The organism is Macrococcoides goetzii, assembly GCF_002742385.2.
GTDB lineage: Bacteria > Bacillota > Bacilli > Staphylococcales > Staphylococcaceae > Macrococcoides > Macrococcoides goetzii.
Genome location: NZ_MJBI02000001.1, coordinates 937,136 through 952,059, shown reverse-complemented (window position 1 = coordinate 952,059; position 14,924 = coordinate 937,136). Strand labels below are relative to the sequence as shown.

Here is a 14,924-nt window from a genome sequence, read left to right as displayed (position 1 = left end):
GAATGGTTAAATTTTTAGAGCCAAATGAACAAGAAATTAAAGATAATAAGTTATATGCAGAAATGGGCCTGACAGATACAGAATATGATAAAGTCGTTGATATTTTAGGACGTATGCCAAACTACACAGAAATCGGTATATTCTCGGTTATGTGGAGTGAGCACTGTTCATATAAACATTCTAAACCTTTCTTAAAGCAATTCCCTGTTACAGGTGAACGCGTATTAATGGGTCCTGGTGAAGGTGCTGGGGTCGTTGATATCGGTGACAACCAGGCTGTAGTATTTAAAGTTGAATCTCATAACCATCCATCTGCAATAGAACCTTACCAAGGTGCTGCAACAGGTGTTGGCGGAATCGTTCGTGATATTGTATCGATCGGAGCACGTCCAATTCAATTATTAAACTCATTACGTTTCGGTGAATTAACTGAAAAACAAAATAAACGCTTATTCTCTGGCGTTGTTGCAGGTATCGGTGGATACGGTAACTGTATCGGTATTCCAACAGTAGCTGGTGAAATTGAATTTGATTCAAGATATGACGGTAATCCACTTGTTAACGCAATGTGTGTAGGTATTATCGACCACGATAAAATTCAAAAAGGAACAGCTAAAGGTACTGGCAACCCTGTAATTTATGTTGGTTTAAAAACGGGTCGTGACGGTATTCACGGTGCGACATTCGCTTCTGAAGAGTTAAGTGAAGAAAGTGAAGCGAAACGTCCATCAGTACAAATTGGTGATCCGTTTGTAGGTAAAAAGTTAATGGAAGCAACACTTGAAGCGATTACTTATCCAGAATTAGTCGGTATTCAAGATATGGGTGCTGCAGGTCTTACTTCTTCAAGTTCAGAAATGGCTGCAAAAGGTGAGTCCGGTATTCACTTACATTTAGAGAAAGTACCTACACGTGAAGCGGGTATTTCACCATACGAAATGATGTTATCAGAAACACAAGAACGAATGTTACTAGTAGTAGAAAAAGGTACGGAACAAAAATTCTTAGACTTATTTGAACACCATGAATTAGATGCAGCAGTAATCGGAGAAGTTACAGATACAGATCGCTTCGTATTAACATATGAAGATGAAGTCTTTGCAGACATTCCTGTTCAACCGTTAAGCGATGAAGCACCTGTATACGTATTAGAAGGTAAAGCAGCTGAATTTGCTGATGTTGATCATAACTATGACAACATTGATGCAAAAGATGTATTTACTAGCCTTTTAAATCATCCAACAATTGCATCTAAAACATGGGCATATTCACAGTATGATCAACAAGTTGGTGCAAATACGATTATTAAACCAGGTTTATCTGCTGGTGTAACGCGTGTGGAAGGTACAAAAAAAGCAATTGCATCGACAATTGACGGTGAAGCACGTTATGTTTTTAATAATCCATATGAAGGTGGAAAAATGGTAGTAGCGGAAGCTTACCGTAACTTAATTGCTGTTGGTAGTTTACCACTTGCAATGACAGATTGCTTAAACTATGGTAATCCAGAAAAACCTGAAATTTATCAGCAATTAGCTGATTCTACTAAAGGTATGGCTGAAGCATGTGCTGCACTTAATACGCCAGTAGTATCAGGTAACGTATCTTTATATAATGAAACAAAAGGTGATGCGATCTTCCCAACACCGGTTGTAGGGATGGTTGGATTAATTGAAGATGTTAATTATTTAAATGATTTCAAACCACAAGTTGGTGAGAAAATTTACTTAGTTGGAGATATTAAACCAGATTTCGGTGGATCACAGATTGAAAAATTATTATTCAATGAAGTATCTCACGTAACGTCAAATATTAATTTAACAGAAGAAGTAGAACGCGGAGAAACAATTCGTAAAGCGATTACTGAAGGTAAATTATCACACGTACAAGCAGTAGGTAAAGGTGGTTTAGCAATTAAATTAGCGCAAATCACTGCTTACTTTAATACAGGAATTGATGCTCAAGTGGATGCATCAAACGCAGAAGTATTTGCAGAAACACAAGGCAATTATATTTTAATCGCAAAAGAAGGTTATGTTCCTGAGAATGCAGTTGAAATTGGAACATTTGGTGGAGATACATTTACATTAAAAACAAACCAAGGCGAAATTACTGAAAGTATTTCAGCTATCAGTGCGTCTTGGAAAGGGGCAATCGAAACATGTATGACATCAGAGGCCTAAATGAAGAATGTGGCGTTTTCGGTATTTGGGGTCACCCAAATGCCGCTGACCTCACGTATATGGCACTACATTCATTACAGCACCGTGGGCAGGAAGGTGCTGGTATTGTATGTTCTGACGAGTCGAATATTTACGGTGCACGTGGTATGGGTTTATTACCCGAAGCGATCAGTCAAGTTAAATTAAGTTCATTAAGTGATTTTAACCATGCGATTGGACATGTTCGATATGCAACGACAGGCGCATCTGAACTGTCAAATGTGCAGCCGTTTATTTTTAAACATTCTAAAGGTGATATCGGTTTAGCTCATAACGGAAACTTAACAAACGCAGAACAAATTAAATTAGCACTTGAATCTGAAGGTGCAATATTCCAGACATCTAGCGATTCAGAAGTATTAGGACATCTATTATTAAAAGCGAAATCAGACAATAAATTAGCTAATTTTAAAGCAGCATTAAATCAAATTAAGGGAGCGTTTGCATTTTTAGTTTTACATCCGGAGCAAATGTTCGTCGCACGTGATAGTAATGGTGTACGTCCGTTAATGTTAGGAAAAGTGGACGGCGCTTATTGTGTTGCAAGTGAAACATGTGCATTTACAGCAATTGGCGCTGATTACATTCGTGATATTGAACCAGGCGAAGTACTTGTATTTTCTCATGATGGTTTATTAGAAGATACTTACACAACAAATACTGAATCACATATGTGTTCAATGGAATATGTATATTTTGCTCGTCCAGATTCTGAATTCAGAAAACACTCGATCTATGAAGTTCGCAAAGCTTTAGGGAAACAACTTGCAAAAGAAATGAATGTAGAAGCTGATATTGTTATCGGGGTTCCAGATTCCTCATTACAAGCAGCAAAGGGATTTTCTATTGAATCTGGTATTCCGAATGAACAAGGATTAATTAAGAATCGTTATGTAGGTCGTACATTTATCGCACCTAACCAAACACTACGTGAACGTGCGGTACGTATGAAGCACTCACCAGTTAGAGACGTCATTGAGGGAAAACGTGTTGTTGTCATCGATGATTCTATCGTACGTGGGACTACAAGTAAATTTATTGTGAAGACTTTAAAAAATGCGGGTGCTAAAGAAGTACATATGGCAATTTCTTCTCCGCCACTTATTCATCCTTGCTATTACGGTATCGATGTATCGACACATGCCGAACTCATTGCATCTGATAAAAGTGTAGAAGAAATTAAAGACATTTTAGAAGTAGACTCATTAACATATTTATCTGTTGAAGGTATGCACGAAGTGTTTAGTCAATTCGATTCAAAAGGTGAATGTAATGCTTGTTTCACTGGAAATTATCCGATTGAAATTGTAGATCACTTATTACCTGAAGACAAAGAGAAGAAGAAGAAGGGAGTCTAACCATGGCTGAAAGTTATAAAGAATCTGGAGTAGATATTCACGCTGGGTATGAAGCGGTAGAAAGAATGAAGAAACACGTAGATAGAACGATGCGTAAAGAGGTACTTGGTGGATTAGGTAGCTTTGGTGCTGCATTTGATCTTTCACAGTTAAATATGAAGCAACCTGTACTTGTTTCAGGTACTGATGGTGTCGGAACGAAATTACGTTTAGCAATTGATGCTGACAAGCACGATACAATCGGTATTGATGCCGTAGCAATGTGTGTTAATGATATTTTAACGACAGGTGCAATGCCGCTATATTTCTTAGATTATCTAGCATTAAATAAAGTTGATCCAGTCATCGTTGAACAAATCGTTAAAGGTGTAGCTGAAGGTTGTGTACAAAGTGAATGTGCATTAATCGGTGGAGAAACTGCTGAAATGGGCGATATGTATCACACTGGTGATTATGATATTGCTGGATTTGCAGTTGGTGCTGTTGAGAAACCTGAATACATCGATGGTTCAAAAATTGCTGAAGGTGATGTTATATTAGGATTAGCTTCAAGTGGTATTCATTCTAATGGCTATAGTTTAGTTAGAAAAATTATTAAAGATAATAATTTAGATTTGAATGCTGAATTTGCAGAAGGTAAAACGCTTTTAGACACAGTTTTAGAACCTACGCGAATATATGTCAAAGCAGCGAAAGCTGTATTAGAAAATGCAAAAGTAAATGGCATGTGTCATGTTACAGGTGGAGGTTTTATCGAAAATATTCCACGTGTATTTCCTGCTGGCGTTTATCCGGAAATCGATGTTACTTCAATACCTAAATTACCGATCTTTGATTTATTACAGGAAAAAGGTCAAATTGATGCTTTAGAAATGTATAATATTTTTAATATGGGTATTGGTTTCATCTTTATCGTGAATGAAAGTGAAGTTGAAACAATTCAATCAATTATTCAATCTCAATTCAATGAAGAAATTTATACGATTGGTAAAGTTGTCTCAGGTGATAAAGAGATAGAAATCACGGGGGTATAACATGAAGAAAGTTGCGATTTTTGCATCCGGTAATGGTTCTAATTATGAAAAGATTATGGAAAATATTCAGGCAGACTATTTAACTGATATTGAAGTAGTTGGACTATATACTGACAAAAGAGAAGCTTTTGCTATAGAACGCGCAAGAAGATTTAGAACACCTATTCAAATCTTTGAGCTAGCTCAATACGACAATAAAATTGCGTACGAAAAAGCTATTTTAGAACAACTTCAAAAAGATAATGTAGAATGGATAATTCTTGCTGGATATATGAAACTCGTTGGGGAAACTTTGCTGAATGTTTATGAAGGCAAAATACTCAATATTCATCCTTCACTTTTACCGAGCTTCCCAGGTAAAAACGCAGTTGGACAAGCTTTGCAATACGGTGTTAAAGTAACAGGTGCAACAGTGCACTATGTTGATATGGGGATGGATACTGGAAAGATTATAGATCAGATGAGTTGTCCAATTTACGAAGACGATACCGAAGCTACTTTACAGTTGCGTGTACAAAATCTTGAATATGAATTGTACCCTAGAGTAATAAAAAAATTGATTCAATAAGGAGTCGACAATGAAAAAAGCATTATTAAGTGTATCTGACAAAACTGGCATTATTGAATTTGCACAAAATTTAGTAGCAAATGACTATGAAGTATATTCTACTGGTGGAACTAAAAAAACTTTAGAAGAAAATAATATACCCGTTAAATCAGTGAGTGAATTAACTAATTTTCCTGAAATTATGGATGGCAGAGTAAAAACTTTACATCCAAATATTCATGGTGGTATTTTAGCGGATCGTGATAATAGCGAACATGTTGCAGCATTAAAAGCGCATAATATTGCCCCAATAGACCTTGTTGCAGTAAACCTTTATCCGTTCGAAGCAACGGTAGCTAAACCAGATGTTACTGAAGCAGATGCAATTGAAAATATCGATATTGGTGGACCAACGATGTTACGTTCTTCTGCTAAAAACTTTAAACATGTTATTACAGTAGTTGATCCTTCAGATTACAATACAATAATTGAAAAAATTAAAGCAGATGCGGTCGATTATGAATTCCGTAAATCTTTAATGGTAAAAGTATTTTCTCACACAAATAAATATGACGAAGCGATTGTAAGCTTCTTTAGCAACAATAAAGAATCACTACGTTATGGTGAGAACCCTCATCAATCGGCTGAATTTGTCAAAACGAGTGACGCAAATAATACATTAGCAGGTGCGAAACAACTGCATGGTAAACCACTAAGCTTTAACAATATTAAAGATGCAGATGCTACCCTTTTCTTAGCGAAACAGTTTGATATGCCTGCAGCAGTAGCTGTAAAACATATGAACCCTTGTGGTGTTGGAACGGGCAGTACAATTCAGGAGGCTTTCCAAAATGCTTATGATGCGGATGCACAAAGTATCTTTGGTGGTATTGTTGCAGTGAACCGTGAAGTTGATAAAGCAACTGCTGAAATGATGCATTCAATATTTTTAGAAGTTATTATTGCACCAAGCTTTAGCAAAGAAGCATTAGCAGTGCTTACGCAAAAGAAAAATTTACGTTTACTTGAAATTGATATGACGATTGAAGATAAAGAAAAAGAATTTGTATCTGTTTCTGGCGGATATTTAGTACAAGATAAAGATTTATTAAACGTTAAAAAAGAAGACATGCGTGTTGTAACAAATACTCAACCTACAGAAGCACAATGGAAAGCGATTGAATTAGGCTGGAAAGTAGTAAAAAGTGTGAAATCGAATGCCATTGTTTTAGCGAATGACAAACAAACTGTCGGTATCGGTGCAGGTCAAATGAACCGTGTAGGCTCAGCTAAAATTGCCATTGAACGTGCAATTGAAATAAATGATGATGTAGTCATGGCAAGTGACGGATTCTTCCCGATGAGTGATACTGTTGAAACAGCACATGCTGCTGGTATTAAATGTATCGTTCAGCCAGGGGGATCAATTAAAGATCAGGATTCGATCGATAAAGCAAATGAATTCGGTATCGCAATGGTTATGACAGACGTTCGTCACTTTAAACACTAGGAGGCAGTTATGAAAGTATTAGTTATTGGTTCTGGTGGTAGAGAACATGCTTTAGCACGTAAGATTGGTCAATCTGAACGTGTAGAAGAGGTATATGTAATTCGAGGCAATGAAGCGATGGCAAAAGAAGCTAAAGTCATTGATATCGCAGAAAATGACCATGATGCAATTGTGAAGTTTGCAAAAGATAATCAAATTGATTTAGTCGTTGTAGGTCCAGAACAACCATTGATTGATGGATTAGGTAATCGTTTAACAGAAGCAGGTATCAAGACGTTTGGTCCAAATGCAAATGCAGCCCAAATGGAAGGATCAAAAGATTTTGCAAAAGTATTAATGGAAAAATATAATATTCCGACAGCAAAATATAAAACAATCAATGATAAAGCAGAAGCAATCGCCTATGTAAAAGCTCAAGGCACACCAATCGTCATTAAATATGACGGATTAGCAGCTGGTAAAGGTGTAGTAGTTGCTATGGATGATGAAACTGCCTTTGACGCTATCAATGATTTTTATGCTGAAGAGGATGCTAAAGTTGTCTTTGAAGAGTACCTTGAAGGTGAGGAATTTTCACTGATGGTATTTGTAAACGATGATTTCTGTATTCCGTTTGATACGATTGCTCAGGACCATAAACGTGCGTTTGACGGTGATAACGGACCAAATACAGGAGGCATGGGTGCATACTGCCCAGTAAGTCATATCAGTGATGAAATAATCGAACGCACAAATAATGAAATTGTTTATCCTATCGTTGAAGCGATGCATAAAGAAGGACTCAATTATTTCGGAATACTTTATGTTGGTGCTATTGTAACTGCAGAAGGTCCGAAAGTCATTGAATTTAATGCAAGATTTGGTGACCCTGAAGCACAAGTCTTATTACGCCGGCTAGAAACAGATTTCATTGATTTGATTGAAGCGGTTGATCAAAAACAGCCTCTTGATTTAGTATGGAGAAATAAGACGATATGTGGTGTAGTTCTTGCGTCAAAGGGATATCCGGGTAATTATGATAAGGGAACTGTTGTTAAAGGATATGATTATCAGCAAGATTATATTGTATCTGCTTTAAAACAAGTAGATGGTGAATGGGTCACTTCTGGGGGCAGAGTTATGATTGCTCTAGGAGAAGGTCTTGATTTAGCAGAGGCTCAGTCAAATAGTTATAAACTTGTAGAAAATATCAAAAGTGATGGATTGTTTTATCGAACAGACATTGGAAATAAAGGTATATAAAAAGTCGCCAAATTGGCGACTTTATTTATTATTCAAATGTTTTTTGGATATCTTCTTTTGTTTGCTCGTTGCCACCATTTTCATTCTCTTGCTCATGCTTGTCATTATTTTCTTTTGCTTCTTCAGCAGCTTCTTTAATTTCTTCGTATTTGTCAGTCATATTAACTACCTCCTATACTTGTTATGTTTTATTTATTCCCTGTAATAAATGTATTAAACATGCTCATACTTAAGGATGATTTTTTATGATTTAAAAGACATTTAATAAATATTTTCATATAATAGTAGTGAGGTGGAATTATGAACTGGATTAAAACACATTTTGAAATACTGATTGGCTACTTTATAGCTGCCATAAGTATATTTTTGGGTATTTTTATTATTTATCATGGCAATCAGATTGCACATTTTAAAGATATAGATATCAATAAATTACATATGTATAACTTTTTTGATTTTATTAATATTTATATTTTTGAATTAATTAAACTATTAAGCCATTATATCAAAAATTATCCTGCTATTTACGGCGTATTATTAATTATCATAGGTTTATCATTTATCTATATTTCAAGAAAGCTTAAAGAAACGACCATTTTTGATAAAACGATTGCATACTATTATCTTTTAGCAGCAAGTATAATTTTAGTTGTAATCATCATCTTCTTATTTGAAGTTTATGGTATATTTTCATTGTTTTATTTACTATTTTTTATCTTCCTTGTTTATTACACAATTAATCGACGCAAACTCAATGAGCATTACCGTAAATTTCATTTTATGGTCTTGATAGGAGTATACGGGATAGCTTATTTTATGTCACAACTTGCTGTCTATGATAATTTAAATAAAGAAAAAGTGTCACCGTTAGATGTTATGAGTATTAACTTTTATTTTTTAGTACTACTTTTAATTGCTGCATTGTGTCTATTTAATTATGTATTTCTGAAAAGAACATTACCTACAAAAAATGATGAACATGAAAAATTAAGTCGCCGCAATAAAAAGAAAAGAGATTTACAAATCAATCAAAAATTGCAGGAAGGAACAAATTCAACGATTGAAAAAATATCAACAACATCTTTAAAAGTTGATGAAAAAATAATATTATACTTTAAAAGAGCAATTAATACTGTTAAAGATAAAATTAATCTTGAAGAAGACGATATTCCTTCGTGGTATAAACGTCCACGATGGATAAGGTCATTTCATATTGAAATTTTACTTAGTGCATTAATGTTCATCATTACTGTTATTGAATTGAATAATCGAAATATTTTATTTGATGCAAGTAAATTTAATGTTGTAAAAATGCAATATTTCTATGAATGGATCAATCTTGTTGGACTTTTGATGATCATCATAGGATATATTTATTTTTCTATTAGAATTCATTTCAAAGGAAAAGGATACTTCGGACAACTTTTTACTATTTCTTTTTTGACGCTAAAAATTGTAACGAGTATTTATTTAATGGTATTTAAAGGTATTAACCTAGCATTATTTATCCCGCCTATTTTATTGCTAATGTTTATGTTTGTTGTACCTTTGTATATCATTCACATTCGTAAACGATATTAATAAGCGTGATATAACACACGCCCTCATTAATTTGTGAAATTATTGTTGTGTACTACAACAATACGGTATATAATCAAAGAGTAAACATTAACCCATGGGGATGGGAGTTAATTTTTCCTAATATATATCATGGCAGTTGTCTCTGATGGCAACTGCCATTTTTGTGTTATAGTAAAATTATCAAACTAAAGGAGTACAAACATGAAAAGCGTATTACTCAAAAAAAATAAACAGGAAAAATTTAAACAAGGTTATCTTTTAATAGAAAATGATGATATTTATCAAAAAGATGATATTCATGAGGGAGAATTATTCACTGTTCAAAGTGATACCGGCCAACATTTAGGTACATTTTACTGTGGATTACAAAATAGAGGATTTGGCTGGAAAGTTAGTGATGGATATGTATCAGCTTTAGAGACATCATACTTTACTGATTTATTTGAAACTGCTAAAGATTTTAGAGCGTCTTTATTCAATGCGACTGATACAAATGCATTTCGACTTTACAACGGTGAAGGTGATGGATTAGGTGGATTTACGATAGATAATTATGATGGACATTTATTAATTCAATGGTATTCAAAAGGTATCTATCAATTTAAAACTGTGATTGTAGAAGCAATTCAACAAATCTTTGAATATAAAAGTATCTTTGAAAAACTTAGATATGATAAAAATGTGACGACCTACCAAATTACTGATGGAACAGTTGAATTTCCAATAATGATCTTAGAGAATAATCTCAATTACATGATCGATTTAAATGACGGTGCTATGACAGGTCTATTTCTTGATCAACGAGATGTACGTAAGAAATTATTGAAGCTTGAGACTAAAGGAAATGACTTTCTGAATCTATTTGCTTATTCGGGTGGCTTTTCTATTGCTGCAGCAACGAATAGCTATAAAACAACAAATGTGGACATTGCAAAGCGATCTATTGAACTGATGGAACAAAATTTTGCTATTAACGAATTACCTCTAGAATCTCAGAAGTTTTATACTTTAGATGCGTTCGATGCATTGAAATATTTTGCGCGTCATCTTAAAACATTTGATGCGATTATCATAGATCCGCCTAGTTTTTCACGTAATAAGAAAAAAGTATTCTCTGTAAAAGATAATTATCATGAACTCATAGAAGCTGCTGTTCCGCTCGTGAACTATAATGGTTATTTAATTTTATCGACGAATGCTTCTAATGTACCTTTAAAACAATTTAAAAAAATGATAACAGATACGCTAACGCCATTATGCCAATTTGAAATTGAATCAATTATGGGTCTTCCTAAAGATTTTAAAACAACTGATAAGTATAAAGCTTCAAAATATTTGAAAGTAATTACTATTAAAATCTTATCAGAATAAAACTTTTAGATTAGAACTAAATTATTTAGGGAATATACTCTTAAGAAATTTGATTAAATTTAGAGGTGATAATATGGGTATTTTAAATACAGCAATTAATATGGCAACGAATGCGATGAATAAAGATCAAAAAGTTAAGAAAGAAATTAATCAGCTTCCCAAAAATGAAAGTGATTTAATAGATCGTCGTGAACGTTCAGAAAAATTAATTCATAATAAATCATTAATGAGTTCAGCAGCAGCAGTTGTTCCGATTCCTGGAATTGACGTAACTGCAGATATGAAATTAATGACAGATATCATTGAGGAAATTAATGCAATATATGGTTTAAGCCATAAACAGGTGAGTGGATATACTGACGAAATGAAACAAAAAATAGTTTTTTCGGCTGCTAAAACAGGTAGCGATTTCATCGGTAAAAAAATTACTAAAGGATTAGTAGCTGTTTTATTTAAAACACTGCTTCGAAGAGAAGTACTGAAACAATCGAAATGGGTACCGGTTATCGGACAAGCTGTCTCTGGTACAATAAGTTATTATATGATGCAAAGGCTAGGTAAAGCACATATAGAAAAATGTGAAAAAGTCGCAAGAGAATTAATGTAAATAAAAAAATTAAATTTTACAAATTTCAGACATTTTGATATTTATCGTGATAAATGTTTATTATAAGACGTTGAATTAATTGAAGTTAACACATTAATTTGATATATTATCTATCGTATAGACTAATAAAGTTATATATAAAATAAAATGTTGCAAATGCAACCAAAGGAGACTTTTATTATGGAACAACAATCTTACGTAATTATTGATGAAACAGGAATTCATGCACGTCCAGCAACAATGTTAGTACAAACAGCAAGCAAATTTGAATCAGATATTCAATTAGAATATAATGCTAAAAAAGTTAACTTAAAATCAATTATGGGTGTAATGAGTTTAGGAGTAGGAAAAGATGCTGAAATTACTATCTATGCTGAAGGTTCAGATGAGAAAGAAGCGATCGAAGCTATCTCTGACGTTTTAGTTAAAGAAGGTTTAAGTAAATAATGGAACACATTAAAGGGATAGGCGCATCTGATGGTGTAGCGATTGCTAAAGCCTACCTTATGATTGAACCTGACTTATCTTTTTCAGAAGAAAAAGTTACAGATACAGCTGCTGAAGTTGAAAAATTTAAAGCAGCTGTAAATCAATCAAAAGTAGAGTTAACGCAAATCAGAAATAATGCTGAAGTAGCATTAGGTGCTGATAAAGCTGCTATATTTGATGCACATTTATTAGTATTAGAAGATCCGGAACTTATTAACCCAATTGAAGAAAATATTAAAAATAATCAATCAAATGCTGCAGCTGCTTTATCTGAAGTATCTAATAATTTTGTTACTATCTTTGAATCGATGGATAATGAATATATGAGAGAACGTGCAGCAGATATTAAAGATGTATCTAAACGTGTTTTATCTCATATTTTAGGTGTTACATTACCAAATCCGACATTAATTGATGAGCCAGTAGTAATTATTGCGGAAGATTTAACACCTTCAGATACAGCCCAATTAAATAAAGCTTTTGTTCAGGGATTTGCTACTAATATCGGTGGACGTACTTCGCACTCTGCAATTATGAGCCGTTCATTAGAAATTCCGGCTGTTGTTGGTACTAAAAATATTACATCACTAGTTAATCAAGGTGATTTTGTAATCGTAGACGGTATCGAAGGGGAAGTGATTCTTAATCCGGATGAAGCTACAATTACAGCCTATAAACAAAAGCAATCTCAATTTATTGAGGAAAAAGAACTACTGAAACAACTTGTTAATGATAAAACTGTAACGTCAGAAGGAAAACATGTAGAACTCGCAGCAAATATTGGAACACCTGATGATTTAACTGGTGTTGTAAACAATGGCGCTGAAGGTATTGGTTTATATCGTACCGAGTTTCTATATATGGGACGCGATACTATGCCATCTGAAGATGAGCAATATGAAGCTTATGCTAAAGTTTTAAAAGAGATGAAAGGTAAACGTGTCGTAGTAAGAACATTAGATATAGGTGGAGATAAAGAGTTGCCTTATCTAAACTTACCTAAAGAAATGAATCCATTCTTAGGTTATAGAGCGATTCGATTATGTCTTGCACAACCTGAAATTTTCAGACCTCAACTTAGAGCTTTATTACGTGCATCTGTTCATGGCAATTTAAGTATCATGTTTCCAATGATCGCAACAATTAACGAATTCCGTGAAGCAAAAGCTATTTTAGAAGATGAAAAAGCTAACTTAAAGAAGGAAAACATTAAATTTAGCGATAATATTGAATTAGGCATCATGGTTGAGATTCCATCAACAGCTGCAATGGCTGATATCTTTGCTAAAGAAGTAGATTTCTTTAGTATCGGTACGAATGACTTAATTCAATATACAATGGCTGCAGACCGTATGTCTGAGCGTGTTTCTTATCTATACCAACCATATAACCCTGCAATTTTAAGACTTGTAAAACAAGTCATTGATGCGAGTCACAAAGAAGGTAAGTGGACAGGTATGTGTGGAGAAATGGCTGGAGATACAACAGCTATTCCATTATTATTAGGATTAGGCTTAGATGAGTTTTCAATGAGTGCTACGAGTATTTTACGTGCCCGTCGCCAAATTAAAAACTTAAGCCAAGTTGAAATGTCTAAACTTGCTGAGCAGGCATTAAATTGTTCAACACAAGAAGAAGTAATCTCTTTAGTAGATGCTTATCTATAATTCAACAAAATAAAGAAGAAGCTGAAATGATTTCAGCTTCTTCTTTATTTGATATAGATTTTTGTTATTTGAGGTTTCGCAAAAATTCTGATTGGCAGATGTGTACTACCAAGACCACGAGAAACATGAAGATGCATACTATGTTTTTTATATTTCAATTTAAATAAACCTTTTAAATATTTTTGTCCTAATGATGGTTTAATTGGTGCACCAAGCATAGGAATAAAAATTTGTCCCCCGTGACTATGTCCAGATAATTGGAGGTCAACATTGAATTTCTTTACAAAATCTGCATAATCTGGTTCGTGTACTAAAGTTATAGTGTAGTCATTGTGATGTTTTCTGTTTCGTATAGCCTGTTCGATATTTCCGGAAGCATTAAGAATATCATCAGTACCACATACATATATTTCTTCTCCATCATAATTAATATATTTACCAAAGTTATTCAGCACTGTTATATGACTATTAGTCAATACTGTTTCTAAATCATGAGTTAAGTGTGTACGCTGATCATGATTGCCGTATGAAAAGTATACGCCTAATGGCGCTTTAATTGTTTTTAGCAATGGTATATAATCATTTGGATTTTCTTTAAACACTTCTAAGTTATCAAATAAATCTCCGGTAATCATGACGATATCAGGCTGTAGCTGATTGATTATTTTAATGTGTTCTATTAAATCATGATAATTATACTGAAAACCGATATGTAAATCTGAGATATGTACTATTGATAATGGTCGAGCATGATATAATCTCAGACCTTTAATAGAAATACTATCGACACCAACATTTTTCGGATTGGTATGGAATAACGGCACTAGACTTTTTCCGAAGCGGTCTATTATGTTATACATTAAAAACTTAAACATTTTTAGTCTCCATATACTTTTCAATTGCTTCGACATCTGGTGTGTAGAATAATTGATCATCTATTTTAATAAGCGGTGTACTCATCGCATCGTAATCTATCATTTCAATTTTGTATGTCATATTTTTAATATTTTTTTCTTTAAAGGGAAGGGATGTTTGTCTGAAATAGTTTTTAATAAATTCGCATGGTGGACAATCATCTTGCGTATATATTTCAATGTTCATATCAATACCTCTCTTACAACTTTTTTGTGACTATACATACTATAGCGATTTCAGACAGAATTATCAATATTATAGGCAATATATGCAAATGTATTTTAAATAGTTTGACGATGATCACATATTTGTCACACAACTATTAGGCGTTTCCCTTTATATTCGTTATAAGGTGTATTAAACTTAAAGAAATGTGAGTAC

The 14,924-nt window shown here is 33.7% G+C and carries 14 protein-coding genes; 11 read left to right on the top strand and 3 right to left on the bottom strand.

Annotation, left to right across the window (positions count from 1 at the left end; genetic code table 11):
* The first annotated feature begins 2 nt into the window (after window positions 1-2).
* Genes purL through purD form a run of 6 tightly spaced genes read left to right on the top strand, consistent with a single transcriptional unit; the run spans window position 3 to window position 7,913 of the window.
* The gene (purL, locus tag BFS35_RS04985; protein WP_099580662.1) at window positions 3-2,183 is read left to right on the top strand and encodes a phosphoribosylformylglycinamidine synthase subunit PurL; all 2,181 of its coding nucleotides are present in this window, start codon (window positions 3-5) and stop codon (window positions 2,181-2,183) included.
* Entirely contained in the window at window positions 2,162-3,580 is a 1,419-nt protein-coding gene (purF, locus tag BFS35_RS04980; RefSeq protein WP_117945950.1) for an amidophosphoribosyltransferase, read from the top strand. The genes purL and purF overlap by 22 nt, the downstream gene beginning before the upstream one ends.
* 2 nt (window positions 3,581-3,582) lie before the next feature.
* Window positions 3,583-4,614, top strand: coding sequence for a phosphoribosylformylglycinamidine cyclo-ligase (purM, locus tag BFS35_RS04975; RefSeq protein ID WP_099580664.1), 1,032 nt, complete (start codon window positions 3,583-3,585; stop codon window positions 4,612-4,614).
* A gap of 1 nt (window position 4,615) precedes the next feature.
* Entirely contained in the window at window positions 4,616-5,182 is a 567-nt protein-coding gene (gene purN / locus BFS35_RS04970) for a phosphoribosylglycinamide formyltransferase (protein ID WP_099580666.1), read from the top strand.
* Between the two features lie 10 nt (window positions 5,183-5,192).
* Window positions 5,193-6,671 (top strand): bifunctional phosphoribosylaminoimidazolecarboxamide formyltransferase/IMP cyclohydrolase, encoded by a 1,479-nt coding sequence (purH, locus tag BFS35_RS04965; protein WP_099580668.1) that lies wholly within the window; start codon window positions 5,193-5,195, stop codon window positions 6,669-6,671.
* A gap of 9 nt (window positions 6,672-6,680) precedes the next feature.
* The gene (gene purD, locus BFS35_RS04960) at window positions 6,681-7,913 is read left to right on the top strand and encodes a phosphoribosylamine--glycine ligase (protein ID WP_099580670.1); all 1,233 of its coding nucleotides are present in this window, start codon (window positions 6,681-6,683) and stop codon (window positions 7,911-7,913) included.
* 28 nt (window positions 7,914-7,941) lie between these two features.
* Here the strand turns inward: purD and BFS35_RS14110 are convergent, their stop codons facing one another.
* Window positions 7,942-8,073, bottom strand: coding sequence for a hypothetical protein (locus tag BFS35_RS14110; protein ID WP_275068218.1), 132 nt, complete (start codon window positions 8,071-8,073; stop codon window positions 7,942-7,944).
* Between the two features lie 140 nt (window positions 8,074-8,213).
* On the opposite strand from BFS35_RS14110, the gene auxA reads away from it, so the two are divergent.
* The 5 genes from auxA to ptsP all read left to right on the top strand — a co-directional run bounded on the left by auxA (window position 8,214) and on the right by ptsP (window position 13,628).
* Window positions 8,214-9,494, top strand: coding sequence for a lipoteichoic acid stability factor AuxA (gene auxA, locus BFS35_RS04955; RefSeq protein ID WP_099580672.1), 1,281 nt, complete (start codon window positions 8,214-8,216; stop codon window positions 9,492-9,494).
* A 201-nt stretch (window positions 9,495-9,695) separates the two neighbouring features.
* The gene (locus BFS35_RS04950) at window positions 9,696-10,865 is read left to right on the top strand and encodes a class I SAM-dependent rRNA methyltransferase (RefSeq protein WP_099580674.1); all 1,170 of its coding nucleotides are present in this window, start codon (window positions 9,696-9,698) and stop codon (window positions 10,863-10,865) included.
* Window positions 10,866-10,938: 73 nt separating this feature from the next.
* Window positions 10,939-11,472, top strand: a complete 534-nt coding sequence (locus BFS35_RS04945; protein ID WP_099580676.1) for a DUF697 domain-containing protein — start codon at window positions 10,939-10,941, stop codon at window positions 11,470-11,472.
* A 180-nt stretch (window positions 11,473-11,652) separates the two neighbouring features.
* Window positions 11,653-11,919, top strand: coding sequence for a phosphocarrier protein HPr (locus BFS35_RS04940; RefSeq protein WP_099580678.1), 267 nt, complete (start codon window positions 11,653-11,655; stop codon window positions 11,917-11,919).
* On the top strand, window positions 11,919-13,628 hold the full coding sequence (gene ptsP, locus BFS35_RS04935) for a phosphoenolpyruvate--protein phosphotransferase (RefSeq protein WP_407943218.1): 1,710 nt from the start codon (window positions 11,919-11,921) through the stop codon (window positions 13,626-13,628). The genes BFS35_RS04940 and ptsP overlap by 1 nt, the downstream gene beginning before the upstream one ends.
* 44 nt (window positions 13,629-13,672) lie before the next feature.
* Here ptsP and BFS35_RS04930 read toward each other — a convergent pair whose 3' ends face one another.
* Together BFS35_RS04930 and BFS35_RS04925 are read right to left on the bottom strand one after the other, a co-directional pair.
* A complete protein-coding gene (locus BFS35_RS04930) occupies window positions 13,673-14,503 on the bottom strand; it encodes a metallophosphoesterase (protein ID WP_158554253.1) in 831 nt (276 codons plus the stop codon).
* Entirely contained in the window at window positions 14,496-14,729 is a 234-nt protein-coding gene (locus BFS35_RS04925) for a glutaredoxin domain-containing protein (RefSeq protein WP_099580684.1), read from the bottom strand. Before BFS35_RS04925 ends, BFS35_RS04930 begins: the two co-directional genes overlap by 8 nt.
* Window positions 14,730-14,924: the final 195 nt, after the last annotated feature.

Excerpts from the sequence above, each read along its gene's own strand:
- purL (WP_099580662.1), top strand. The coding sequence starts at position 3 with ATGGTTAAATTTTTAGAGCCAAATGAACAAGAAATTAAAGATAATAAG.
- purF (WP_117945950.1), top strand. The coding sequence starts at position 2,162 with ATGTATGACATCAGAGGCCTAAATGAAGAATGTGGCGTTTTCGGTATT.
- purM (WP_099580664.1), top strand. The coding sequence starts at position 3,583 with ATGGCTGAAAGTTATAAAGAATCTGGAGTAGATATTCACGCTGGGTAT.
- purN (WP_099580666.1), top strand. The coding sequence starts at position 4,616 with ATGAAGAAAGTTGCGATTTTTGCATCCGGTAATGGTTCTAATTATGAA.
- purH (WP_099580668.1), top strand. The coding sequence starts at position 5,193 with ATGAAAAAAGCATTATTAAGTGTATCTGACAAAACTGGCATTATTGAA.
- purD (WP_099580670.1), top strand. The coding sequence starts at position 6,681 with ATGAAAGTATTAGTTATTGGTTCTGGTGGTAGAGAACATGCTTTAGCA.
- BFS35_RS14110 (WP_275068218.1), bottom strand. The coding sequence starts at position 8,073 with ATGACTGACAAATACGAAGAAATTAAAGAAGCTGCTGAAGAAGCAAAA.
- auxA (WP_099580672.1), top strand. The coding sequence starts at position 8,214 with ATGAACTGGATTAAAACACATTTTGAAATACTGATTGGCTACTTTATA.
- BFS35_RS04950 (WP_099580674.1), top strand. The coding sequence starts at position 9,696 with ATGAAAAGCGTATTACTCAAAAAAAATAAACAGGAAAAATTTAAACAA.
- BFS35_RS04945 (WP_099580676.1), top strand. The coding sequence starts at position 10,939 with ATGGGTATTTTAAATACAGCAATTAATATGGCAACGAATGCGATGAAT.
- BFS35_RS04940 (WP_099580678.1), top strand. The coding sequence starts at position 11,653 with ATGGAACAACAATCTTACGTAATTATTGATGAAACAGGAATTCATGCA.
- ptsP (WP_407943218.1), top strand. The coding sequence starts at position 11,919 with ATGGAACACATTAAAGGGATAGGCGCATCTGATGGTGTAGCGATTGCT.
- BFS35_RS04930 (WP_158554253.1), bottom strand. The coding sequence starts at position 14,503 with ATGTTTAAGTTTTTAATGTATAACATAATAGACCGCTTCGGAAAAAGT.
- BFS35_RS04925 (WP_099580684.1), bottom strand. The coding sequence starts at position 14,729 with ATGAACATTGAAATATATACGCAAGATGATTGTCCACCATGCGAATTT.